Origin of the sequence: Pseudomonas savastanoi, assembly GCF_020917325.1 — a bacterium.
GTDB lineage: Bacteria > Pseudomonadota > Gammaproteobacteria > Pseudomonadales > Pseudomonadaceae > Aquipseudomonas > Aquipseudomonas amygdali.
Window position 1 is genome coordinate 3,195,359 of the sequence record NZ_CP076652.1, and the last position, 25,187, is coordinate 3,220,545.

At 60.0% G+C, this 25,187-nt stretch carries 20 protein-coding genes; 4 read left to right on the forward strand and 16 right to left on the reverse strand.

Going from position 1 to position 25,187, the window contains the following annotated elements; genetic code table 11:
* Positions 1-19 precede the first annotated feature (19 nt).
* Together KP808_RS13330 and KP808_RS13335 are read right to left on the reverse strand one after the other, a co-directional pair.
* Positions 20-1,468, reverse strand: a complete 1,449-nt coding sequence (locus tag KP808_RS13330; protein ID WP_122259954.1) for an aldehyde dehydrogenase — start codon at positions 1,466-1,468, stop codon at positions 20-22.
* A gap of 87 nt (positions 1,469-1,555) precedes the next feature.
* Positions 1,556-2,386, reverse strand: coding sequence for a p-hydroxycinnamoyl CoA hydratase/lyase (locus KP808_RS13335; protein ID WP_230016258.1), 831 nt, complete (start codon positions 2,384-2,386; stop codon positions 1,556-1,558).
* A 211-nt stretch (positions 2,387-2,597) separates the two neighbouring features.
* Between KP808_RS13335 and KP808_RS13340 the strand changes: the two genes are divergently transcribed.
* Entirely contained in the window at positions 2,598-3,086 is a 489-nt protein-coding gene (locus tag KP808_RS13340) for a MarR family winged helix-turn-helix transcriptional regulator (RefSeq protein WP_058402865.1), read from the forward strand.
* A gap of 44 nt (positions 3,087-3,130) precedes the next feature.
* Here KP808_RS13340 and KP808_RS13345 read toward each other — a convergent pair whose 3' ends face one another.
* The gene (locus KP808_RS13345) at positions 3,131-4,453 is read right to left on the reverse strand and encodes an OprD family porin (protein ID WP_122259955.1); all 1,323 of its coding nucleotides are present in this window, start codon (positions 4,451-4,453) and stop codon (positions 3,131-3,133) included.
* A gap of 326 nt (positions 4,454-4,779) precedes the next feature.
* Here KP808_RS13345 and mhpT point away from each other — a divergent pair, with 326 nt between their 5' ends.
* Positions 4,780-6,000 (forward strand): 3-(3-hydroxy-phenyl)propionate transporter MhpT, encoded by a 1,221-nt coding sequence (mhpT, locus tag KP808_RS13350; RefSeq protein ID WP_230016259.1) that lies wholly within the window; start codon positions 4,780-4,782, stop codon positions 5,998-6,000.
* Positions 6,001-6,355: 355 nt separating this feature from the next.
* Here the strand turns inward: mhpT and KP808_RS13355 are convergent, their stop codons facing one another.
* The 3 genes from KP808_RS13355 to KP808_RS13365 form a co-directional block, all read right to left on the reverse strand.
* Positions 6,356-7,303, reverse strand: a complete 948-nt coding sequence (locus KP808_RS13355) for a SphA family protein (protein WP_230016260.1) — start codon at positions 7,301-7,303, stop codon at positions 6,356-6,358.
* Positions 7,304-7,388: 85 nt separating this feature from the next.
* Positions 7,389-8,156 (reverse strand): coniferyl-alcohol dehydrogenase, encoded by a 768-nt coding sequence (locus tag KP808_RS13360; RefSeq protein ID WP_122259959.1) that lies wholly within the window; start codon positions 8,154-8,156, stop codon positions 7,389-7,391.
* An 86-nt stretch (positions 8,157-8,242) separates the two neighbouring features.
* Positions 8,243-9,724 carry a benzaldehyde dehydrogenase gene (locus KP808_RS13365; RefSeq protein WP_122259960.1) on the reverse strand — a complete coding sequence of 494 codons (1,482 nt, stop codon included), beginning with the start codon at positions 9,722-9,724 and terminating at the stop codon, positions 8,243-8,245.
* 279 nt (positions 9,725-10,003) lie between these two features.
* Between KP808_RS13365 and KP808_RS13370 the strand changes: the two genes are divergently transcribed.
* A complete protein-coding gene (locus KP808_RS13370) occupies positions 10,004-11,776 on the forward strand; it encodes a sigma-54-dependent Fis family transcriptional regulator (protein WP_230016261.1) in 1,773 nt (590 codons plus the stop codon).
* Here the strand turns inward: KP808_RS13370 and treS are convergent.
* The 4 genes from treS to KP808_RS13390 form a co-directional block, all read right to left on the reverse strand.
* On the reverse strand, positions 11,773-13,836 hold the full coding sequence (gene treS, locus KP808_RS13375; RefSeq protein WP_122259962.1) for a maltose alpha-D-glucosyltransferase: 2,064 nt from the start codon (positions 13,834-13,836) through the stop codon (positions 11,773-11,775). The two genes, KP808_RS13370 and treS, sit on opposite strands and share 4 nt — an antisense overlap.
* Before the next feature lie 158 nt (positions 13,837-13,994).
* Positions 13,995-14,564 carry a LysR substrate-binding domain-containing protein gene (locus KP808_RS13380; protein WP_230018864.1) on the reverse strand — a complete coding sequence of 190 codons (570 nt, stop codon included), beginning with the start codon at positions 14,562-14,564 and terminating at the stop codon, positions 13,995-13,997.
* Positions 14,565-14,599: 35 nt separating this feature from the next.
* Entirely contained in the window at positions 14,600-14,860 is a 261-nt protein-coding gene (locus KP808_RS13385; protein WP_002553444.1) for a helix-turn-helix domain-containing protein, read from the reverse strand.
* A gap of 229 nt (positions 14,861-15,089) precedes the next feature.
* Positions 15,090-15,695, reverse strand: a complete 606-nt coding sequence (locus KP808_RS13390) for a DJ-1/PfpI family protein (protein WP_005734627.1) — start codon at positions 15,693-15,695, stop codon at positions 15,090-15,092.
* A gap of 142 nt (positions 15,696-15,837) precedes the next feature.
* On the opposite strand from KP808_RS13390, the gene ftrA reads away from it, so the two are divergent.
* Positions 15,838-16,791, forward strand: a complete 954-nt coding sequence (gene ftrA / locus KP808_RS13395; RefSeq protein ID WP_002553443.1) for a transcriptional regulator FtrA — start codon at positions 15,838-15,840, stop codon at positions 16,789-16,791.
* On the opposite strand, the gene KP808_RS13400 is transcribed toward ftrA, so the two are convergent.
* From KP808_RS13400 to KP808_RS13425, 6 genes are read right to left on the reverse strand one after another with little or no spacing between them, the layout of a single operon-like run.
* Complete coding sequence (locus KP808_RS13400; RefSeq protein ID WP_122259963.1) at positions 16,751-17,944, reverse strand: serine hydrolase domain-containing protein; 1,194 nt, start codon at positions 17,942-17,944, stop codon at positions 16,751-16,753. The genes ftrA and KP808_RS13400 overlap by 41 nt on opposite strands.
* Before the next feature lie 3 nt (positions 17,945-17,947).
* On the reverse strand, positions 17,948-19,102 hold the full coding sequence (locus tag KP808_RS13405) for an iron-containing alcohol dehydrogenase (protein WP_230016262.1): 1,155 nt from the start codon (positions 19,100-19,102) through the stop codon (positions 17,948-17,950).
* A gap of 24 nt (positions 19,103-19,126) precedes the next feature.
* Positions 19,127-19,771: a LysE family transporter gene (locus KP808_RS13410; protein ID WP_230016263.1), complete on the reverse strand. Its 645-nt coding sequence runs from the start codon at positions 19,769-19,771 to the stop codon at positions 19,127-19,129.
* A gap of 27 nt (positions 19,772-19,798) precedes the next feature.
* Complete coding sequence (locus KP808_RS13415) at positions 19,799-21,547, reverse strand: FAD/NAD(P)-binding protein (protein WP_230016264.1); 1,749 nt, start codon at positions 21,545-21,547, stop codon at positions 19,799-19,801.
* Complete coding sequence (gene sbnB, locus KP808_RS13420; RefSeq protein WP_230016265.1) at positions 21,547-23,841, reverse strand: 2,3-diaminopropionate biosynthesis protein SbnB; 2,295 nt, start codon at positions 23,839-23,841, stop codon at positions 21,547-21,549. Before sbnB ends, KP808_RS13415 begins: the two co-directional genes overlap by 1 nt.
* Positions 23,842-23,846: 5 nt before the next feature.
* Positions 23,847-25,166: a lysine N(6)-hydroxylase/L-ornithine N(5)-oxygenase family protein gene (locus KP808_RS13425; RefSeq protein WP_230016266.1), complete on the reverse strand. Its 1,320-nt coding sequence runs from the start codon at positions 25,164-25,166 to the stop codon at positions 23,847-23,849.
* Positions 25,167-25,187 lie beyond the last annotated feature (21 nt).

Consider the following 25,187-nt stretch of genomic DNA (forward strand, 5'->3'; position numbering starts at 1 on the left):
GACGCCGGCACCGGAGGATTCAGATCGGGTAGTGCCGCGGCCCGTTTTGCAAGGTCACCCAGCGCAACTGGGTAAAATGCTCGACAGAAGCCTTGCCGCCAAAACTGCCGTACCCGCTGGACTTGACCCCGCCAAAGGGCATTTGCGCCTCATCGTGCACAGTCGGTCCGTTGATGTGGCAGATCCCCGACTCGACTCGCTGCGCAAGCGCCAGAGCGCGGCTGGTGTCGCGACTGAAAATCGCCGCCGAGAGGCCGAACTCCGAATCATTGGCCAGCCGCAGCAACGCCTCGTCACCTTCGCCACGGATCACCACAGCCACCGGCCCGAAGGACTCTTCGCGGTACAGGCGCATGGTGTCAGTCACGCCATCGAGCAGCGTCGGTTGCAGAATGCTGCCCTGTAACTGCCCGCCAATCACCAGCGTTGCGCCCAGCCCCACGGCGTCGTCGATCAACGCCTTGATGCGCGTGCCAGCCCCGACATCTACCAGCGACCCCAGCACCGACTCACTGTCATCCGGGTTGCCGGCACGCAACGTTTCGATCTTGGCGGTGAGTTTCGCAACAAAGGCATCCGCCACCTTCCGATCAATGATCAACCGTTCGGTGGACATGCAGATCTGGCCCTGATTGAAATAGGCCCCAAACGCGGCCGCTTCCACCGCCGCGTCCAGATCAGCGTCGTCCAGCACCAGAAACGGTGCCTTGCCGCCCAGCTCAAGCAGTGCCGGTTTGAGATGGCGTGCCGAAAGCTCACCGACGATACGCCCCACATGGGTCGAACCGGTGAAATTGACTCGACGCACGGCCGGGTTGGCGATCAGACGCTCGACAATCGCCGCAGCATCGGCAGGCGCATTGCTGATCACGTTGACGACACCATCGCCCAGCCCGGCGTCCTGCAATACCTGACCGATCAGCCGATGCACTGCAGGGCTGAGCTCCGATGCCTTGAGCACCACGGTGTTACCGCAGGCAAGCGGCATGGCGATGGCGCGGGTAGCAAGAATCACCGGCGCATTCCACGGTGCGATGCCGAGCACCACGCCGCAGGGTTGGCGCAGCGCCATGGCAAAGCAGCCGGGCACATTGGAGGGAATGACTTCACCGTTAATCTGCGTGGTCATCGACGCGGCTTCGCGCAGCATGTTGGCGGCCAGCTGTACGTTGAAGCCATACCAGTTGGCCATTGCGCCGGTTTCGCCAGCGGCAGCGATAAATTCACCACTGCGCGCCTGCAACTGCTCGGCAGCCTTGAGCAGACGCGCTCGACGCTCGCCGGGTACCAGCGCCGCCCAGGCGGGGAACGCAGCCTGAGCAGCCGCGACTGCCGCATCGGCATCTTCCAGGGTCGCTGCGGCCACACGCGAAACCACTTCGCCTGTCACCGGGTTGCAGCGTTCAAATGTACGTCCATCACGGGCGGGGCACGACTGGCCGCCGATCAGCAGGGGCACGTCCAGCATGATCATTCCTCTTTGTTATTGTTGTTCAAGAGCAGCCTCAAACCTTGAAATACAAGCCTCAAGTCAAAGCCTCACGCTTGTAGCTTGTTACCGCTTATAAGCTTCCAGCCCTGGCTTGATGATCTTGTCGTCGAGGAATTGCTTCATGCCTTGCTCGCGCCCGCCTTCCTTGTCCAGCAGGCGTGACTGATCGAGTTTGGCATACAGGTAGTCTTCGTTCTGCTCCCAGGTCAGTTCGCGGCAGCGCTTGAAGCCGTGCTTGGCGGCGCGCAGTACCACCGGGTTCTTTTCCAGCAGATTGAGGGCCAGGTCGATGGTCACCTGACGCAGTTGTGCCAGCGGCACGCTCTCATTGACGAGCCCCATTTCAGCGGCTTTCTTACCATCGAAGGTCTTGCCGGTCATGATGTAGTAAAGCGACTGGCGATGACCCACGGTATCGGCCATAGCCTTGCTCACCAGGTTGCCAGGCGGTATACCCCAGTTGATTTCCGACAGCCCGAAGGTCGCTTCATCGGCGCAGATCGCCAGATCACATGCCACCAGCGGGCTGAAGCCCCCGCCGAAACACCAGCCGTTGACCATTGCGATGGTCGGTTTGGCGTACATGCGCAACATCTTCCATTGCCACTGGGAAGCCTCGCGACGGATTTTTTCCTGAAGAATCTCCGGTCCGGCGTCCACCTCACGAAAGTACTCCTTGAGGTCCATGCCGGCAGTCCAGGCCTCGCCCGCACCGGTCAACACCAGAACACCTGCGTCGGGATCCTGCTCGAGTGTTTCCAGCACATCGATCATTTCACGGTTCAGGGTCGGGCTCATGGCATTGCGCTTTTCAGGCCGATTGAGGATGACCCACGCGATGCCTTGCTCGATCTCGACCTTGACGGTTTTCCAGCGACCTTCGTACTTGCTCATGGCGATACTCTCTTGTTCTTGGCTTGACGATAGCTCAAAGCTAAACGGCAAATATAGTTATGTCAATTAACTGTTATCGGTATTAATTAAAAAGTCGGCACTCCGCCTGCATACACTGGTCACAGTGACGTATACCCCATAGCTATCGTTCGCTAACCTCGGCAAACTGATCGGCTGATTGACCCACCCCATCAAAAGGACTGCACTTTCAATGGCCAAGCCATCCGACATTGCCGACATTTGCCAGGCCTCCGCACAGGTTGCCGAAGCAGCTTTGCCAACGGATTCTGCGCTGGATGATCTGATCGGTTATGCCATGCGCCGGGCACAGCTCAAGCTGTTCCAGAACCTGATCGGACGTCTTTCCGCCCACGACCTGCGCCCGGCGCAGTTCTCGGCGCTGGCGATCATCGAGCAAAACCCCGGCCTCATGCAGGCGGATCTGGCCAAGGCTCTGGCAATCGAGCCACCCCAGGTCGTCCCCTTGCTGAACAAACTCGAAGAACGCGCGCTGGCCGTGCGGGTTCGTTGCAAGCCGGACAAACGCTCGTATGGCATCTTCCTCAGCAAGAGCGGCGAGACATTGCTGCGCGAACTGAAACAGATCGCCATCGACAGTGACCTCGATTCCACTTCAGCGCTGAATAACCAGGAACGTCAGGACCTTCTCAGGCTGCTGAAAAAGGTTTACCAATCGTAAAAATCCGTCATCAACGGCGATTTTTGCCGTCGATGACGGGCTGATTACCAGAGCGGCAAGCTGTACTGAACAATAAAGCGCGTCTGGTTTTCATCGCGAAAGGCGGCGCCTGCGGGGAAGTCGTTGCGATAGATCGACTTGCGCGCCAGCAGGCCTATATTCTTCAGCGGGCCGCTCTGAACGACGTAGCCCAGCTCCATCTGAAACTCACGCTCCTTGCGATCATCGGCATTGAAAGCGGCCAGTTCGATGTTGTCGCCGCGCACATAACGCAGGCGACTGCGTAACCCGACAAGCCCCACGGCAGTGAAGTCATAGTCGTAAATGGCTTGCCAGGTACGCTCCCTGGCATTGAGAAAATCAGAACTCATGGTCATCTCGCTCAACCCCATCAGTTCGGTACCCGATACATAGGGCGTAGCGGTATCGCCGCTCGAATGCATATAGCCAAGACTGACGCTGTGCCCTCCCCACTTGTAGCCCAGCAGCGCCGACAGGTTCTGGTTATCCACTTCTCCGGCTTTCGCGCTGCCCGTGTCGCTACTGAAAAAGCTGCGCAGATCAGTGGTCAGCACGCCATCGCCGATTGCCACTTTGTGCAGTAGTGCGAGGGTGTTCTGAGTATAAAGATCAGCCACCTCAGCGTGATACGCGCGTATGCTGAGCTCCTTGTTGACCTGATAGTCGCCCCCGGCATAAACCATGTGCGATGACGTTGCTGCACCATTGAAGCGCCGGTTCGGCGACGCGATGGTCATCGCCTGATAGTTGCTGGAGTCGCGCTTGTTGACCCGGTCGATATAGCCGGCATTGAAGGTCAAGCCTTCGATGTCCTTTGAAGTCAGCGTCGTGCCCCGAAAGGTCTGTGGCAACAGGCGCGAGGGGCTGGCGAAAGCAAACGGCAGAAAAATCGACACGTCGCCCGTCTTGATTGTGGTTTCGCGGAATTTAAGCTTGCCGGTCAGCGCCAGTCGGGAATACTCGTCAGCAGCCCGTCCGTCGCTGACTGATACCGGCAATAGCTCGGTTCCGCTGCGGTCTGGCGAGGAATCAAGCTTTACACCCACCAGCGTTCGCGCATCAAGACCGAAGCCCACCGGCCCTTCTGTAAAGCCGGATTCGGCGTTGATAATGAACCCCTGTGCCCACTCCCGTGTGGCCGTTTTGGCGCCATCGTCCTTGTAATCACGGTCCATATAGTAATTGCGCAGCGTCAAGGTGCCGTGGCTGTCTTCCAGAAACCCTTGAGCCTGTGCGGGGTCAGGTATAGCGCTGACACCCAGCAGGCCCAGCGCAAGACCGCAATTTTTTCGACGGAAAAAGAGAGTTGACACAGCTCTTGCTGCACCACGAGTGAGCGTTGGCATGTTGGATGTCCACTTATTGTTGTTGTTTTTGGATTCGGTCCGGCGCTGGCCGCCGGCCCGTGGACGGAGAATTGGAGGATTTCGTATCGACGTCAATCCAGAGTGACCGATAATCGAACATTAATAATATTAACTACTTGACTGTTACTCTTTAAATCCCAACCTAACTCAATGTTTTAAAAAGAATAATTCCTGCTTTTATTGAAATTTATGGGCGGATTCATTTTTTAGTTATTTTTGTTACCTTGATCAGCACCTGTCACAACGCCGTCGTCGGCGCTCGGGAACAGGCTTTCTTCACAACAAAAACAACAATGAGGCTTGCCATGAACAGTTCGTTGCGTCGTTCGACGCTGACCATCGTCTTGTGTTTTATCGTCGCACTCATCGAAGGTTTCGACCTGCAGGCTGCCGGGACGGCGGCTGCGGGACTGCGTCAAAGCTTTGCCCTTGACCCGAAAATGATGGGCTGGGTGTTCAGTGCCGGGGTAATCGGGCTGCTGCCGGGCGCTTTTTTTGGCGGCTGGATTGCGGATCGCATCGGCCGCAAGAAGATTCTGGTGAGCGCAGTGCTGCTGTTCGGGGTCTTTTCGCTGAGCACCGCCTATGTCGATAGCTTTTCTGCCCTGTTGCTGGTGCGCTTCATGACCGGCCTTGGGCTGGGGGCTGCGCTGCCCAACCTGATCGCCTTGTGCGCCGAAGCTGTCGGCGAACGCCATCGCGGGCTCGCCATCAGCGTCATGTATGCAGGCGTTCCGCTGGGCGGTGCCCTGGCTGCGGTGGTCGCGATGTTTAGCAGCGAGCACTGGCAGACAACCTTCATCATCGGCGGTCTGGTGCCGTTGCTGGTGGTCCCGCTGATGATCCTGTTACTGCCCGAATCCAGCGCTTTTAAACAGCAGACCACTGCCAGCGCTGTGCGGCATTCAAGCGCCAGCGCACTGTTTGGCGAAGGCAGAGCCCGCACGACGCTGGCCTTGTGGATCGGCTACTTCTTTACCCTGACGGTAATGTACATGCTGCTCAACTGGCTGCCGTCACTGTTGATTGGCCAGGGTTTCAGCAAGCCTCAGGCGGGCCTGGTACAGATGCTGTTCAATATTGGCGGCGCGCTGGGCTCGCTGCTCGGCGGGCTGTTACTGGATCGCTGCAACGGCACCAGGGTTGTGCTGTTCGTCTACGCCGGTTTGCTGGCCGCGTTGGCGGGAGTGGGCGTGTCGGTCGGCATCGTGCCGATGGCAATTGCCGGGTTTGCTGCCGGGGTATTTGTCATGGCTGCGCAACTGGTGCTGTATGCGTTGGCTCCTCCTTCGTACCCGACTTCGGTACGTGCCACCGGTGTCGGCGCTGCGGTAGCCATCGGCCGCCTCGGCTCTGTGGCCGGCCCTTTGGCTGCCGGGCATCTGCTCGGAGCCGGTGCGGGAACTGCTGGCGTACTGTTGGCCACCTCACCCGGTCTGGTGATTGCCGCACTGGCGGCGATCACGGTGCTGTCCAGGTCGGTCGCCCTCGAGAAGCGTGAGCTCAAGGCTGCGGAGTCGAGGTGATCAGGTCGCTATGTCCATCGTCATGCACAAGTCTTGAAGAGCCCGAAAACATAGCTGAAATCCCGATAGTTCTCGTTCCCACGCTCCGCGTGGTAATGCATTTCGTGACGCTCTGCGTCACATTGCAGCCGTGATTCATCATTCAATCCGGCCCGAGATACAGGCAGCACCAAAGCCTGAGACTGCTTCGCCCTTGATACCGCGCAAGGCTGCAGATTTGTGACGCGGAGCGTCACCCAATGCATGCCAACGCGGAGCATTGGCACGATAGTCATCTGGATAACGCCGAGCACTCTGCGTAGCGCCAGGAACTGCACGCTACGCATTGGCCGATAGCTATAAGACGAGTAATGCCTTACAGCTTGTGCAGAAAATTCAGCACCAGCTTGTTGCCTTCGGTGCGGTTTTCCGCGCCCTGTTCGAAGTAGCTGTTGACCGTCAGGACGTTCTCCTTGCTGAAGGCATACAGGAAGCCGGGGCCGATGGCCCAGACTTTTTCCTTGCGGCCACTGACATCATGGCCATCCACCTGGGTGTCCGTGAACTGCTTGAGCCAGTAGCCATTGAGACCCAGCGAGAGCTGTTCGGTCACTGCGTATTGCACGGTCAGGTTGGCATGCAGCGCCTGACCTGCCTGAGTGTCGGAGACATTGCCGAACCCGGCTTGCGGGTCGTCGTTCTTGCCGTTCCACAAGTACATGAAACGTCCGCTGGCCGACCATTTTGGGGAAAACCAGTAAGTCGCGGCGTAGTACGGGTTGAACGACCAGAAGTTGCTGCCAGGGTTGATCGAGCGATTGCGATTGTAGGCACCAACCGGGATCGCAATGTCCGCCTCGATACGCTGGGTCAATAGCGGGCTGCCGTCAGCACGAGTGATCGTCGGTAATTGCAGAAACGGGCCGATGATCACATCACCAAACCCTGCGCGCGAACTCAGCACGGTGTTATCCAGACCATCGTCCACGTCGGCATGCGCCAGCGACGTGTTGATTGCGGTAATACCCGGCATCGCGCCATTGGCCAAAGGCTGGCCGACGTAAATGAGCTGCGTGGTCACGGCCAGTACATCCACATCCTGTTTGGGAAGTTGCAGTTTGTCGCCATTCACGTCATTGAAGCGATCGGCCCTGGCGTAGTTCAGGTACTCCTCCAGATACCAGCCTGGCCCTGCCGGGGCTGGCGATCCGTCGTAGAAGCTGGTGTTGCCCAGATTAAGGCCGGGCAAGTCATAGGCATAAGCGGTTGATGAAAGGCCGATGATTGATACGGTCGCAACGGTACGCAAGATAGACTTGGGCATCTTGTGATTCCTGTACTTATTGTTGTTGTTTTTCAATATCCCCGACGCCACGAGCGTGTCGTCGGGGTTGCACCGCTTGCAGCCATTACACGTAAGAAGCTGCCAGCCCTCCGTCTACCGGCAAGTTGACACCGTTGATCCAGCGCGATGCGTCGGAACACAAAAACGCAATCACCTCGGCCACCTCGTCGGCCAGCGCAGGACGCTTCATGTGCAAGCCGTCACGGGTAACCCGTTCCTGGCCGACCATGCTGACAAAATCCCCCAGAATAGGTGTGAACACCGGGCCCGGCGCGACGCAGTTGACACGCACCGACTGCTCGCGAAACCACTCTTGCGACTGCTGAAAGCTCCAGACAATCAGCGCCTCCTTGAAGTACTGGTAACAGGTCTCTTGAGCGACCGGATTGGCTGCCAGCCACGCCTGCCCTTCGCTGTAGCTTTCAGTGGCGGCCAGCGCCTTGTGCAGTTCCAGCCGTTTAGCCCATTGGTCACCGAGTATCGACGATACGTTGACGATACTGCCGCCCGGGGCCATGCGCGGCAGCAGACACTGGGTCAGATGGCGCAGCCCCAGGTAATTGACTCGGGCAACCGCCTGAACCGGCGCAGTGCCAGGCACGCCGGCGATGTTGCACAGGGCATCGATCTGTCTGGGCAAGCGCTCGACCAGCGCATTGATACTGTCAGGATCAGCCAGGTCCACCTGGAAGAATCCGTCCACGGTCAGTTGCGGTTCATGGCGATCGATGCCAATCACTCTGGCACCTTGAAAGCGCGCCACCCTCGCCAGCTCGGCGCCAATTCCGGAGGACACACCCGTAATGATCAGTGTTTTATTATTCAGGTTCATAGTCACGCGCTCTTATTGTTGTTGGATCACGTTTTGTCGCTGCATCACATCGCTACTTGCAATAACGCATAGAAGCCCGGGCACACTCAGAATGGATAGGTCGGCGCCTGATTCTTCACCGTCACCCACTGCCACTGGCTGTACTCCTCCCAGTCTGAAGGGCTGCCTGCGCTGCAGCCGTTGCCCGACGCTCCGCGCCCGCCGAACGAGTTGATGCACTCATCGGCCACGGTCTGGTCATTGATGTGCAGCATGCCGCACCGCAGTCGGTCGCCAATCGCCGTGGCGCGGCCCACATTCGGGGAAATAACGGCAGCGGCCAGACCATATTCAGAACGATTGGCCAGTTCGATGGCTTGCTCATCGGTGGAGAAGCTGACTACAACCGCCACCGGGCCGAAAATCTCCTCCTCGAAGGCACGCATACCGGGCTTCACGCCGCTGAGCACTGTAGGGCGATAGAACAAGCCCTCGTATTCGCCACCGGTTTCCAGTTGCGCACCGGCTTGCAGGCTGTCGCTGACCACCTGGTGTACGTGCTGCAACTGGCGTTTATTGATCAGCGGCCCCAACGCAGCTTCACCGCGTGCCGCATTACCGACCGTCAACGCCCGCGCCTTGTCTGCCAGCTTGCGGGTAAGGTCGGCGACAATCGATTCGTGAACCAGAATCAGGCCGGTGGCCATGCAGATCTGCCCCTGATGAAGCCAGGCTCCGAACGCTGCATTGCTGGCAGCCAGATCAAGGTCGGCGTCTTCGAGAATGACCAGCGGGTTTTTGCCTCCCAATTCCAGCGACACTTTCTTCAGGTTGCGTCCGGCAGCCTCGGCAACCTTGCGTCCGGCCGCAGTTGAACCGGTAAACGTGATCATCTGTACGTTGGTGTCGCGGCACAGCGCTTCACCTGCATCCGCCGCCCCCGGCAATACATGCAACAGCCCTTTGGGCAGCCCGGCTTCCTCGAACAGCCTGGCAATCAGAAAACCGCCACTGATCGGCGTCTGCGGGTCAGGCTTGAGCACCACGGCATTGCCAGCCGCAAGCGCCGGAGCGACCGAGCGCATGGACAGCACCAATGGAAAATTGAACGGCGAAATCACCCCCACCACACCGTGCGCGACGCGTCGTGCGTAAGACAGGCGACCGGCAGCGCTGGGCAGCATCAGACCGTGACCATGGGCCTGCGAAAGCATACCCGCGGCCTGGCGCAGCAACACAATGGCCTCATTCACTTCGTGCTGGCCCTTGTGCAGACTGCCGCCGCTTTCGCGGGCCACATACAAAGCCAGTTCATCGAACGCGCAGACCGCGTGATCAGCGGCCAGGAGAAATATTTCAGCCTTTTCACGAGGTCCCAGCGCCGCCCAGGCAGGCTGGGCAAGCGCAGCTTCCCGACAGGCAACGGCGATATCCGCCGCGTCAGCCATGGCAGTGTTCATCAACAGCTCGCCGGTCGCAGGCTCGATGACAGGCAATAACGGGGATGAGGAAGGAATCCAGTCGCCATTGAATACACATTCGGCTTCAATCGCGCGGTGCAACAGGGGGGTGCCATCAGACGCTGACATATTCAGACTCCGGCTTTTATGGTTGTAATCGCCTGCTCCACTCCAATGGACAGCACGCGCCGTAAACAGGCCTGAGCAAAGCCTGTGCCGGGATTGCAATCAGGTTGTCATATAGTCGCTAAACCGCTCTGGGACAAGGCTTTTCGGCAACCTCATTAACGGAGCAAACATCAAGGACCGGAAATCCTACGCGGCCGAGCTTGTTCATTTGATGAAGTTATGTTTATTAATCGAGTCATGATTTGATCATTTAGACCAATGCCGGGCCGAGGTACAAGAATGAGAATTCCTCACTGCGAGCTTCACGACCACAGCGTCTCCACTGAGCACTTCCTGCCTCGCGGCGACAGTAGTCAGCCAGACGCCAGTGGCTCGCCCACCGCCGAGGAATTGACCGGTTGCCTGTTCTTCTCGCCTGACGATGGGCGCATCTGGCTCAACGATCAGCGCATGTTGCTGCTGCACACCTCATCATTCGGCACCTTGCGCCGCGAGATCATCGAGCGTCTGGGGCAGGAGCAGGCGCGCGGAATGTTCACCCGCGCCGGTTATCTGTCTGGCGCGCGCGACGCCCGGCTGATTCGCGAACGCTGGCCACTGGCTGATGCTACATCGGCGTTTCGTGCCGGTACGCACTTGCACACGCTGGAAGGCATGACCAAGGTCGAGCCGTTGCACTTCAAGTTCGACGCCGAGTCCGGGTTCTACGAAGGGGAGTTTCTCTGGCACCACTCCTGCGAAGCCGACGAGCATGTTGCGGCATATGGCATCGGGCAGGATTCGGTGTGCTGGACCGAAATCGGCTACGCCACCGGTTTTGTCAGCGGCCTGTTCGGGCAGATGGTGGTCTTCCGCGAAGTGGAGTGCCGCGGCATGGGCCACGCGAACTGCCGGGTCGTTGGCAAGACCGCGGAACAATGGGGCGACGTCGAACGCGACCTGGGCTACCTGAGCGTGGTCAAACCAACTGCCCCTGAACAAACTCCTCCACTGGCAAAAGCGAACCATGACGCAAGCCCGCCCACCGGTACCGAGCAGCCGCTGATTGGTGCCAGCGCCGCATTCAACGCCGCCACCCAGGCACTGCAGCGTGTGGCAATGACCCCGGCAACGGTATTGATCAGCGGTGAATCGGGCGTCGGCAAGGAAATGTTCGCCCGCCAGTTGCACCAGCTCAGCCGCAACCGCGAAGGCCCGTTCGTGGCGCTCAACTGCGCAGCCATTCCCGACAACCTGATCGAAGCCGAGCTGTTCGGTGTCGAGCGTGGGGCATACACCGGGGCGACGCACTCAAGGCCCGGGCGTTTCGAGCGCGCCAATGGCGGCACGCTGTTTCTGGATGAAATTACCTCCCTGAGCCTGGCCGGGCAAAGCAAGCTGCTGCGTGCCCTGCAGGAGCGGGAGATCGAACGCGTCGGGGGCGGCCACGGCATCAAGGTCAATGTTCGGGTGGTGGCGGCGACCAACGTCGACTTGCGCAAGGCGGTGGCAGATGGCGAGTTCCGCGAGGACCTGTTCTACCGCCTGAATGTTTACCCGATCACCCTGCCCCCGTTACGCGAACGCCGTGATGACATTCCGTTGCTGATCAACGCCTTTCTCAAAAGATTCTGTCAGGAGTACGGCAGGACGCCGGCCGGCTTGACCATGCGAGCATTGAAGACGTTGCTGCGTTATGACTTCGCCGGGAATGTGCGCGAGCTGCAGAACCTGATCGAGCGTGGGCTGATTGCCAGCGACGAGGGCCAGGCGATTGATCTGGTGCATATCTTCCGCAACGAGTCGTTACCGGAGGACTCCTACTCGTTGAACCCCGAGGGCACGTTGCGGCAGACCTCTGTTTCAGAAACCCGGCAGGCCTCGACTGCCAGACTGCTGGACACCCTAGGGCAGTCAGGCCAGGCATTCTCCATCGACGACCTCGAACAGCGCCTGATCCACGAAGCGCTGAACGAGAGCGAAGGCAACCTGGCGGCCGCCTCGCGTTTACTGGGCCTGAGTCGCGCCCAGTTTGCCTATCGTCTGAAGAAACAGCAGCCAGGGGGCGCCTAGATCGGCAAGGTGCTCACCACACGCAGGGCAAGCCCTTCGTAGGCATCCAGCGTGATGGTGAACTCGCCCTGATCGGTCAGATCGCCCTCGACCCGCTCGTTGATGATATCGACCACCGGACCCGGCGCGATGCCAGGCAGGTGCAGCGTTTCGACAATAGTCTCTGAGCTGAAGTTGAGCGCGGTGATCTGCGTGCCCTTGCCGGCAGGCAACTCGTGCACCATGACCAACAGCCCTGGATGCTCGACGTCGGGAATCAGAATCTGGCGGCTTGCTGCAATGTCGTAGGCGCGGCGCACAGCAAGAATTTTCTTGAGCTGCGAGGCAAACGAATCAGGTCGCTGGAGCTGACTGACCAGGCTGCCATACAGCGTCTTCGGACGCGGCATGTCACCAGCAGAAAATTCAGCTTCCGGGTCCAGATCCACCAGATCGTAGGCACCCCGATGAATCCAGCGAGTATCACCGTCCTGCATCAGGTGGTCGACCTGCTCGGCCGGCAGCGTCAAGGCGCCGACCAGGTCCCAGCCCGACAAGGCAAACACGCCCGGCTGCATGGCGTTGTACATCACCAGCAGCAGGTGGATGTGCTGGATCTGCTGAATGTCTGCATCGCTGATCGTGCTGAGATCACGAATGCCCAGCGCCGCGGTGATGATGCTGGCCGTCGTGCAGGAGACACCATTGGTGACGAACTTGAGGTTGTACGGCGCGTGTTCACCGGACAACTTCTCGTACATCTCTTCACGGATGTGCTCGCGCAGGATATTGCCCGGGAACGTCTGCCCCTGGTAATGGAAGGTGTCGTGGGCGTGCAGCGTCCAGAAATGCACCAGCTCCAGAGTCAGCTCATCGTGGTTCTGCAAGGCATGGATCAGCGATGCCGGATCGATGCCGTACGCATGCACCTGACGCAGCATCAAGCGCAGGAACTCGGTGGTGCCGGTCAACAGTGCATGCTGATAGGCCGGTCGTGTGATGAAGTCGTAGGACAGGTCAGCGCCGCCCTGCCCCATGGACGCGATGTCATCGATGGTCAGGTTCAGTTCCTGGAAGCTGAAACCGCCCGCCTTGCGGATCGCACCGGCGAGTAGCTGGTTGCCGGTGATCGACAGCGGATGGCTTTCCGACCAGGCAGTGCCTTCGGCGCGACGCTCCACGCCAAGGAAGCCGTTGGCGTCCAGACGCAGTACCCGCGCGCCCATTACATCAATGGCATGCAGTGCATCACCAATGATCATCTGTTGCGCGGCAAAACTTGGGTCCAGCCAGTTCAATGAAGGCTGACCGTCCTTGAAATAATGCAGGTAGACCCAGCGGCGGGCCTTGCCATCGACGCCATGCACCACGTCGGTGGCGCTCCAGTCGGTTTCCTTGACGCCGGGCTCGAAGAAGATCACCCGTTGCAACTGGCCGACGATGTAATGCTTGTCGCGTAACTGATCGACCACATCGGGCATCAGATTGACGGCGTCGCGCCCGGTCGGCACTTCAGGCAACAGCGGCCAGTCTTCCTCACGGATCTCGACCATGTGAAACAGGCCAGGGTAATCCTCGTACGCCAGCTCGGCAAGACGGAAGTCTGCGCCCTTACCCGTGTGCGACGGGATGATGTCATCGATGATCACAGCGTTGTGCGCTGCGGCGATGCGCGTCAGGCTCAACAGTTGTGCCTCGGTGCCCAGATCCGGGTCGATGCCGAAACTGATGCGGTCGAAGTTGCCATCGATACTCGGGGTCCGCTCGCGGCCTTTCAACCCGCCGGACAGCTTCAGCGGGCCGTTGTGAATGCCTTGAATGCCGATCTCCGACAGCGCGTGCCAGAGGGTTTCATCACCCAGCGCTTCCAGCACCGAGCCGCCTTCGCGAGTGACGATAGAAGCCGGATAGGCGGTGAACCAGACTGACGCAATAGCGGATGCATCTCTGGGACGTGCAAGGGCGAAAGGACGCTGCCAGAGCCTGCCCTGCCCCGAATAGGTCTTGGCGCGCTGTCTTGCGGCATTAAGCATCGATTGCTCGACCAGCCAGTCCACGTACTGCTTGTCCGGTATCGTCATAGCGTCCAGTCTTCCTCTCGAATCGGCGACCTGAGACGCTCCGCAAGCGGAGCGTCCTGAATGTATTGCTTACGGATATGAGCCCACCGGGCCCGATTCGTTGCATTCATGTCGCGGTCTAACGTTCACCGACCGTGCTATGACGAAGTTTTGCGGCATCAATAAGGTTGAGGGATGGCAACAGGAGGCTTTTTCAGTGCCTGAATCACCGCATTGGCGGCATTGGAAAGCAGCGAGGCCGGCCGCGCCACCACACTGATGTGCCGCATCACGGTCAGCGGCAGCGGGATCGACTCCAGCTCACGGAAGCGCCCGTTCAGCAACGCCCTGGGCAGAATCGAAATGCAATGGCGCTTGGCGACCAGATCCAGAAGTGTGTCCAGACAGGTCAGTTCGCCGCGTTGACTGAGCCGCACCTGCGCCGATGCCAGTTGCTGGTGCAAACGCTCGACCCCGGGATGCCGCCAGGCCACGTAACGTGACACCTGCGAAAGCTCGGCGAAGCTTTGCGGCGTTGCCTGTTTGCTGCGCGCCGCCACCAGCACGTAATGGTCCGACCAGCAATGATGCTCGAGATAATGCTCATTCAGGACAGTACCGGGCAGGATGAGGATGTCGGCTACTTCCTTTATCAACGCGTCCAGCGAGGGGTGTTGTTCGGAGCGGTGCAGCACGTTCAAGTGAATATCGGGGTAGTGATGGGCGAGAAAGTCCAGCGAGGCGCTCAGGCTGGTCTCGAGGATATGCGAGTGGTAATGAATGGTTACGCTGCCGCTGACCCCATTTTTTTTAGTTGTTCGAGTGTGGCCATGATGTTTCCGAGGGTCTGGTTGATGACCTTGCCTTCAGGGGTGAGGGTGCAGCCCGTACGGCTGCGAATGAACAGGCGTTTTTCAAAAAAATCTTCGACTTCCTTGATGGCATAGCTGATGTTCGACTGGCTGCAGCCCAGAATGGCTGCGGCCTCCGAGAACGAACCGTGCTGGGCAACGGTTTGAACGACTTTGAAGAAATGGGTTTTCATGTGTCCTGCACTCTGGTTTTGCAAAGGTGGGTGCGGCCCTGCCGCTGAGCCGAAGGCTCGGGAATACAGGAAACCCCCGCTGAAACACCGAACTGGCCGGGATATCGGCCGTTCGAATAAATGTCTCAAGCGGGGGTAAAGCGAACGCTGGCTATCAGGTTGAAGGCGTGGCTATGCACATTTCGGGTGCACGGCGTCTTCAGGGGTATCCGCAGGGGAACTGAGTGGCTCAGTCGTTCTCGGTCCAGTCGAAATCCATTTGCAGCGCCGTGCGTTCGGCCAATTCACGACTGTGCAGGCGCTCTACCAAGTGAAGGCTCATGTCGATACCGGCGGAGATACCTGCCGATGTCACAAATGAGCCCTCGTCGACCCAGCGCAGGGTGCTGAGCACGTCTACCGAAGGGAACATTTCCTTGAGGTCGTCAATGTCTTCCCAGTGCGTGGTTACTTGCTTGCCTGCCAGCTTGCCGGTCCTGGCCAGCAGAAAGGCACCGGTGCACACGGCAGCCACTACGCGACCGGGTTCCGACTGATCGCTGATCCAGTGGATCACGTCGGGTTTTTCCAGTTCGGCGGTCACGACCCCGCCCGGGACGATCAGGCAGTCGATGGCCGGATGGTCGTTGATCGAAAAGTCCGGATCGACCTTGAGCCCGGCGCGGGCACGCACTGGTGCGGTGCTGCGCCCGATGGTGAACACATTGAACAACTGCCGGTCATCGCGGCTGTTGCGAGCGTGCATGCGTGTTGCGGTGGTGAACACTTCGTAGGGGCCAGCGAAGTCGAGAACCTCGACGTCGTCATAAACGTAGATACCGATATTGAGTGGCACGAGTTGGCTCCAGGGCCTGCATGGCAGACCACTTGCATCATATTAAGGTTTAAGCAGTTTCAAGCGGTGACAGGGTGCAGATTACCCAGTAGCATCACGCCAAACTACTGGCTGAAATGCCAATATCCGGTAACATCGCGCCATGAAAAATCATCTCGTTGTCGCACTCATCTACAACCAGTTGTGCACCTTCGAATTTGGCTGCACGGTCGAAGTATTTGCGCTGAAAAGACCTGAACTGGGGGTCAACTGGTACGAATTCGCGACCTTCCCGGTCGACGATGGGCCGATCACCGCCGCCGGGGGCATTACCATCGTGCCAACGCCTGGCGAAGTGCTGCTGGAGAATGCCGATACAATCATCGTGCCAGGCTGGCGCGGAGTGGAGTCCGCAGTTCCGCAGCGGCTCATCGAACAGCTCCAGGCTGCTCATGCACGCGGCGCGCGGATCTGCTCGATCTGTACAGGCGCTTTCGTTCTGGCCGCGGCCGGTTTGCTCGACGGGCACAAGGTCACCACCCACTGGCGCTACACCGACCTGCTGGCAACCATGTATCCGGGCCTGACCATTCAACCCAACGAACTGTATGTGGACCAAGGCACTATCGTGACAGCTGCGGGCTCGGCCGCGGGGCTGGACATGATGCTGCACCTGGTGCGCAACGATCACGGCTCGCGCGTTGCCAACATGGTGGCGCAGCGCATGGTCATCCCGCCTCATCGCGAAGGCGGGCAATCGCAATATGCGTCCCGGCAACTGGTGTCGGCCAGCGACGGGCCGATTTCCAACCTGATGGACTGGATCCGCAGCGATCTGCAGCGCCCTCACACCATCAAGGAAATGGCCTCAAGGGCGGCGCTCAGTACCCGCACCTTGCACCGCAGCTTTATGGAAAGTACCGGCCTTACGCCTTACGACTGGCTGCTCGGCGAGCGCATTGCCTACGCCAAGGAATTGCTGGAGTCCTCGAAGCTGCGTCTCAACGAAGTGGTGGACCGCGCCGGTTTCGGCTCCGAAGAGTCTTTTCGCCGACACTTCCGCAATCTGGTGGGCATCAGCCCGAGCAGCTATCGCAAGCAGTTTGCCCGGGCGTGACCTCGGGCCTCGCGTAGACCGCATCGACAAGCGTATCGGCAAACTCACCCCACGCGCCCGCAACAGCCGTGTTGGTCAGGACGACCATGCTGAGCGCAGAAACCGGATCAACCCAGTAATGACTGCCATACAAGCCGCACCACGACCAGGTCCCGACACCCTGTTGCTGCCCCCGCACCGCAGCGGGATCGGCAAGGATCATCGGCCCCAGGCCGAACTTCCAGCCAGGCCCCCGACTGGCAATGGTTATGCTTCCAATCGCATTATTCAGCAAGCGCTCGGTACTGACGGCGCTCAATAACGGCGCGCCCCCCAGACGCAGACACTCAAGCAGCCGAAGGTAGTCATCAGCCGTGCCCAGCATGCCTGCCCCGCCAGATTCATATGCACCTGCGTCAAAAGCCCGAGCCGATGACAGCCGCGCCTGTCCGCTGTCGAGCAACAACACATCGTTTTCGCCGATACGTTGCGGGCCGTTGACACTGTCCTTGTAGGCGCTGGCCAGCGTTCGTTGCTGGTCGTGCCTGAAGGAAGTCGCATCCATGCGCAAAGGCAGGGTAACCCACTTGGCAACAGCCTCTGACAACGGCATGCCGGTGGCCTGTTCAATCACAGCGCCCAGCACATCTATGCCCAACGAGTATCCCCAGGCGCTACCCGGCTCAAACAGCAGTGGCAGACGCGCCAACCGGGTCAGGTTTTCCTGTAGATCGAACGGCACACAGTCCAGCCCGTCCGACACCCCTGCCCGCTCATAGGCATTACCGGACGTTTGTTCGAAACCGTAGCTCAAGCCGCAAGTGTGCGACAGCAAATGCTGCAGCGTGATGACAGGTTCACGGCCGCAGGCCAGACGTGGACGAAAGGCAGGCAGCCAGTCCGTTACCGAGGCTTGCAGGTCCAATATGCCTAGCTCGCAGAGCCGCAACACCACCACCGAGGTCAACAGTTTGGTCAGTGATGCCAGACGAAAGCGCGTGCTGCGAGTGACCGGAATCTGCTGCTCGCGATCTGCCCAGCCGAGTGCGCTGGCGTAAACCAGGCGCCCCTGCCCGGCCAGCAACAGCACCCCGCCAACGATCCGGCGCTGATCGATGAAGCGTTGCCAGACACCGCTGACACGCTGCACGGCGGGCTCATTCAGGGCAATCATCGCTCACAGGCCCTTCACTGCGCGGCTGAAGATCTGCGCATACGCCTCGGCCGAATGACGAATCGGGTTGGTGTGCGAGCAGCCATCGGCAAATGCCATGCGTCCGACACGCTCGGCGTCGCGATCATCGATACCTATCTCGCCCAGCGTATGTGCAATGCCAATCTGCTCGCGTAGCGCCAGTAACCAGTCCATTACCCCGGTAAAACCGGGCATGGGCAAACGCAGGTAAACCGACAGATCATCCATTTGCTTCAGCAGCGCCGAGCGATTGGCCTCCAGCACATAGGGCAGCAGAATCGCATTCAGCAAACCATGATGCTGGTCGTAGAGCGCCCCAAGGCTCTGAGCAATTGCGTGTACGCCGCCCAGACCGCGCTGAAACGCGGCGGCACCCAGGCTGGAAGCCACCAGCATTTGCTGCCGCGCCTCCAGGTCCTGACCGTCAGCAACAACCCGAGGCAAATATTCCTTGATCATCTGCATGCCCTTGACCGACACCGCTTCGGCCATCGGGTGCCAGGCCGGTGAACACCAGGATTCCATGCAGTGAGTCAAGGCGTCCGCACCCGTCGCGGCAGTCAGGTGCGTTGGCAGGTTCAGGGTCAGCGTGGCATCCAGAATCGCGATGCGCGGCATCATGCGAATGTGCAGGATGGTGCGTTTGACCTGGGCCTGCTCATCGGTAATCACCGACGCACGCCCCACTTCAGAGCCGGTGCCGGCCGTCGTCGGCAGCGCGATCACCGGCGCAATGCCGTCTGGATCGGCGCGCAGGTGGTTCTGACCGATGTCTTCGAAATCCCACAACGGGCGGGTCTGGCCGGACATCAGCGCCACCGCTTTGGCAGCGTCCAGCGCCGAGCCGCCGCCAAACGCGATGACGCCGTCGTAATCCCCGGCTCTGTAGGCTTGCAGCCCCTCGGCGACGTTGGTCCCGGTCGGGTTGCCCTTGACCCGGTCAAACAGGCCGCAATGGCCTAATTGGCGGCGGCAATCCTCCACGGCGCTGGCGATCATGTCGGTACTGCCGAGAAAGCTGTCGGTAATCAGTAACGGCCGTTTTATGCCGGTCTTCCGGCAGGCGTCGGCCAGTTCATTGACGCGTCCAGCGCCTGCACGGATTGAAGTCGGGTAGTGCCAGTCGTTGCTGTGCATGTACGTAGTCCCTTGCAGGTTATTTCAGTAAAAGAAGTGGGCGGGCAGCAAACCGATCAGCAGGCGCAGACCGAAAGCGATCATGAAAAGAGCGGTGACGATATCAATGGCCTTTTTCATCCGCTGATAGCGCGCCTGCACGGCAGGGATCGAAAACAACGTGGCGAGCAGCACGAACCAGGAAATTGCCAGCACCGCGATGATCGATACCCCCGCAGTGCGCACCCACATCGGCATGCCCGGCGTGGTCACGGTGGTGAACACGCTGGTGTAGAACGCCAACGCCTTGGGATTGGTCAGGTTAGTCAGCAGGCCAAACCGATAGGCGCGGCTGAGACTACCGATGCCCAGCGCACCGATGTCCCTCGGTTTGGGCTGGCTGCCAGCACTGCGCAGGCTCTTGGCGCCGAGCCATGTCAGGTAAGCGCCGCCCAGCAATTGCAACGCCGGCTGCAGCCACGGCAACTGCTGAAACACCAGCCCTAACCCGGTGGCTGCCAGCAGGGCCCAGAGAATGCTGCCCGAGGCGACCCCCAGCCCGGCACAGATGCCCTGCTGCCGTGACTGGCTGAACGAGAGCTGGGTGATCACCAGGAAGTTCGGCCCGGGACTGATGATCAGCACGATGAACGCTCCCGCCAGCGCGCTCAGCAAAGTGACTTCATACATATCAATAATTCCTTTTTAATTAATAAGTTAAACAGCTTTATTAAACGTGAATGTGATGCAACTTGAAGTGTGCTTCGCCAGCATCTCCAGGCACGACTCGACCGCCCTGCGCGCTTCGATCAGTGCGTGGCAGGTCGGGTCAGGCGTGGGCACGTAGTGGTTGTAAAAGGTGCAGCCTTCCACGGCAGGCCCCAGAACCCAGAGCCGCTGCTGCACCGAGCCATCGCGGCCAATGGCACGAGCAGACTCATCGGTTTCAATACCGTCGGCAGGCCTGGCATGCGCAGCGCGAATCAGTCCTTGCTCGTGCAAATCACTGATCAGCTCCGGGCCATTACCCGATAGACCGCTGTGGGCGACCCGCGCGCCAATGATGCTGTCGGGGCGAAAATCGCCTCTTTGCACATCGTCCATCGGCGGCAGGATCGTCACGACGCCAGCCTCGATCAGCGCCAGCAGATCTTCATGACGCTCTTTCTGCGGCCCGCCGACCAGCCGGTTGCTCAACCCGACCCATGTGCCATAAAACTCCAGGGTCGACGATTCAGTCAGGCCGTTGCGATCTGCGACCAGGCGCAACAGGTCGCGGTAATCTCGCCAGACCTCCAGTGCCTGGCAGATCGGACTGCCTGCCGTGCCCAGCCGACTCAGCGCCAGATCCTGTTTGATCCAGTCGACGAACCATTGGCCATACGTGCCTTGCGCACCCGACCAGCGTTGGGTCAACAGCCATTGCTCAGGGTCAAACTCACCCCATAGCTCGGCCAGCCGCTCAAACGCTGCCGGTCTGGCGGTTGACTCGCTCAGCAGACGCTGCACCGATGCCAACTGCGCTGGCGCATCTAGCCGGACCCTGGCCTGATAAAACACGGCGCGCATTTCATCCTTGATCAGCGGCAGCACATCGGCCCGAAAATCCAGTCGCCCGCCCTCCTTTTGCTCGCGCAAACGGGCTATGGCGGCAGCGGTGAAGAACAGCCTCGGCAATGCGGGATGGCTGGAGGCTTGCCATTGCGGCCGTGCATGAAACGGCAGCCCTGTGCGCGAGTACAGGAACACCTTGGGCTCGCGTCCGGACGGCAGATATCGCCAGCCTGCAAAGCCGCTATCGCGCACGTAGCGCCCGCCGCGCCCTTGAGTCAGGTGAGCAAGTGTGTCCATCGCGGTCAGTCCCAGCCCCTCGATGGCGACCGTATCGCCGACCTCCAGTTGCGCGCCGGTTTCAAAGGCATGCCCGCTGGTGAGGAACACGGCATCGACATCCATCTCCTGACTTCGGGTGTGCAACCTGAAGCCGGGGGCTTCCAATAGCGGCCCACAGGTCATGACCTGCTCGGCGTGATAGCGCACCTGCACATGCGCCGGGCAGCACTGCAGGAGCAGGCGATAGCTGTCCTGCAAGTAGCGCCCGAGCAATGCACGCGGCAAAAAGTCGCCAAACGCCACCGCTCTGCCCTGCCCGTCCGTGCTGACATGGCCGCGCTCGTCAAGGCGCACATCCTGACTGCGGCACCATTGCAGAAAGTTCGGACCCGGCGGCGCACACGCCGGGAATGCGGAAGAAAACGCGGATAACTGGCCGGCCATGGTGTTGAGCATCAGGTAATCCGGCTGCTGCGCATGGTGCAGCCCGCTGCCGGGCGGTTGCGGGTCGAACACTTCGATATTCAGCGACGGCCGACCGGCATGGCGACTCAGGCCGATCAGCTGCTCCAGAATGCTCAAACCACGCGAGCCCAGGCCGATAATCGCTACGGTATGCGTCTGCACGGCCATCACCAGCGCTTCGACTCAAAGAAGAACTTCGGCACCGGCAACGCACTGCCTTCGGCCACTGCCTGGCGATACACGCGCTGGCCTACGGCAAGGTCCAGTACGCCGAGACCGAATGGCGAGAAGATCGAGGCTCGATCCGGGCTCAGTTCCACCTGCCCGGTCATCAGTTGTGCCAGCGTCCCGGTGATGAACGATCGGTCCTGATACTGCTGCACGGCGAGATCAGGAGAAGTCTGAGCCTTGAGGCAGTGCTCAACGTCATCAAGAATGTTATTGGCCTGCGCAATGACGCCCGGGCCCAGGTCACGCAACGAAATGTTCAGCAGCAGTTGCCTTGGCCGAAACAGTGGTTCCAGCACATAAGGGCGCGGCGCGGTGGTAGCGAACACCACCACGTCAGCCTGCAAGGCGGTCGGCAAGTCGCTGGGCTGGCTGTTCAACTGATGTCGACTGGCGGCATGCCGGACCAACGCCAATGCCGAGTCGTCGTGTTGATCGAAGACGGTTATTGCGTCCATCGTCCAGCCATCGCTGACGAACATGTCGAGGATGGTTCGGGCGATGAAACCGGCACCGATGAACGCCATTCTTCCGACGTGGCGCTGATGACGGTTCATCCAGCGCGCACCGAGCACCGCCGAGGCTGCCGTGCGCATGGCGCTGATGCGTGAGGCTTCCAGGCAGGCAAAGGCATAGCCGGTCAGCGGGTCATTGAGGATCAGCACGGCTGAAGCGCGTTGCAGGCCCGTCTCGATATTGTCCGGAAAGCTGGATATCCACTTGATGCCACTGACTGCCTGCTCGCCAGACAGGCTGGCGGGCAAGGCAATGATCCGATTGGCCGGTGCCTCGGGAAAACGCAGAAAGTAACTGTCAGGGTTGATCGTGCGCCCGGCCTCGTGAGCCAGATACGCCGCCTGCACATCCTCGATGCAAGTCAACGGATCAGCCGCCAGCAGGCGCGCGACCACTTCGCCATCGACCACATGAAACGCCGCCTGCTTCAGGCGCTCGGCAGCCAGCCAGAAGGTTGAACACTGCTCCTGCGCAAGCGAGCTTGCACCTGAAGGCGCTGTCACCGACCCACCGCTTTCGCGAGCAAGCTCGCTCCCACAAGGGCTTGCGCACGCGCAGACAACAGATTCACACACATCCTGTGGGAGCGGGCCTGCACCCGAAGGCGTCGCCACCGACCCACCGGTTTCGCGAGCAAGCTCGCTCCCATAAGGGCTTGCGCACGCGCATGCAACAGATTCACATACATCCTGTGGGAGCGAGCTTGCTCGCGAAGGCGTTTTCACGCTTCCCGGAAATGTTGCAGCCTCTGGTGAGGAAAGATCCGCCAGGGTCATGTTCAGCACTTCACGGCCAAAACGCTGCTCGACCCACTGGTCATCGTAGAGGGTGTCCAGATAGCGCTCGCCCCAGTCTGGCGACAATGCCACGACCACCGAACCCGGCTCGATGCGCTCGCGCCAGGCATGTACCGCGGCGATCACCGTCGCGGTGGACCCGCCAACCAGCAAGCCTTTGCTGCGCGCCAGAATGCGACACATGGCGACGGTACGGGATTCCGGAACCATCTCCAGCGCATAAATACCATCAGCCTTGAAGATCGGCGGATGCTGGCTGGTACCCAGTCCCGGTATGAAGCGACGGCTGGCCGGAGTGCCAAAGGTCACCGAACCGACGCTGTCAACGGCAATGATTCTGGTGCTCGGGTGATGCCGCTGAAAATGCTGGACGCAGCCCATCAGCGTGCCGGTGGTCCCGGCACCGACGAACAGATAGTCGACATGACCGAAGTGCTGGCTGATCGAGCGTGCCGTGGTCCGGGCGTGAGCACGCGGGTTGGCCGCATTCTCGTATTGATTGAGCCAGACGTATCGCGGGTCGCTGGCGAGCTTTTCCCTGATCAGCGCTATACGCGTTCCCAGAAACCCGCCGTTGGCATCCGGGGCCTGGACCTGAATCACCTCGGCGCCGTAGCTGCGCATCATGCGGATGTTATGGCTGGAGCTGTTGGGGTCGACCACGCAGGTAAAGGGTATCGCCCGTTCGGCGCAGATCATCGCCAGCGCCACGCCAAGGTTGCCCGACGAAGACTCGATCAGAATCGTGTCAGGGCCCAGCAAACCCCGAGCCTGAAGGTCATTGATCAGCCCTACGGCGGTTTTGAGCTTGATCGAGCCGGCCGGGTTGAGTGATTCCATTTTCAGGAAAAAGTCTGCGCCCAGGCCAGACACCTTGAGGAAGGTCTGATCGTGAACGATGTCGCAAAGAGAGTCGTACATAAGGGTCACTTCCACTGTGCCAGCAAAGGTTCGGCTGCCGGTGCTACTGCCTGCTCAAGCGCATTGGCGATACGCTCGGCGCGCAGCGCCATCAGCGAGAACGACTGGCTATCGCTGATTCCGTGGCTGCGTTCGGAAAGACCGTTGACCCAGATATTCACGTCGCACTCGCCCTGCATAGCGACGCGGTAATCCCGATCAATCAGCAGGCCGCCATCCAGATCGGCCTTGAGCCATGGCTGCAAACCACTCAATAACGGCGGTATCAGGTACTGCTGATAACCGGTGCCGAGCACAACGGCATCGACTTCCAGCACCTGGGTGCGCTGGCTGAAGGTATCGGTCAGCTCGATCCGGTAGCCCTCGGCGCTGTGCTCTATGGCACTGATCAGGCTGTAGGCATGGGTCTGCAGACGCTTGCGTCCGGCGATGGAGTCCTCGTAGATCAGCGAAAACAGCTTCTGACTTTCATCCGGGTCGATCCCGGCGTAGTTGGTCGAACGGCTCCAGTCGAGAAAGCGCTGCCGCGCTGCGGCGCTCAGGCTATGGAAGTAATCAACGTGATCCGGGGCGAACACCCGGTTGGGGAACTGCCCCAGTTGAGTGAGCTTGAAACCGGCAGAGCGATGCACTGAATGCACCTCGATGGCAGGATTGCGGCTGACCAGTTCCAGCACTGACTCACTGGCGCTCTGCCCCGAGCCCAGCACCAGCCAGCGCTTGGGCAAGTGTTCGCCAAAGGCTTGCAGGCGGGTCAGAAACTGCGAAGTGTGAAACAGAGTCGGGCCAAGCAGCGACTCGAACGCGTGTGGAATGCGCGGTGCGCTGCCGCTGGACAGCACGACATTGCGCGTCGTGAAGCAGGTTTGCGGCGTGCAGACCCGTACTTCGTGCAAACGACCGTTACGCAGCACAGGGTCAATCCCGGTAACCGGCGTGTTGAAGCAGGTCTGGCTGTCCACTTGCCTGGACACCCAGGCCAGATAATCCGACCATTCATGGCGACTGGCGGGACGGCCCAGCAGGCCGAAATCGAACATCCGACCCTGTTCCTTGAGGTACATGGCGAAGGAAAAGCGGCTGCGCGGGTTGCGCGGCGTCACCAGGTCGCGAAATACGTGATGGTTGATGTCAGTCCCGGCCAGCAGCAGTTCGCGGTGCCAGTGGCTGTCTTGCGCAGCTTCCAGATAGCGGATGGACAGCGAGCCGAGCGGGTCATTGGCCTCCCGTGCGTCTTCAAAAGCACAGGCCAGCGCGATGCCGGCTGGACCAAAGCCGATACAGACGGCGTCCGAGTGCAACGTGTGTGGTGTCGAGTTACCCATGAAGTTCCTGTCCTTAGAGTT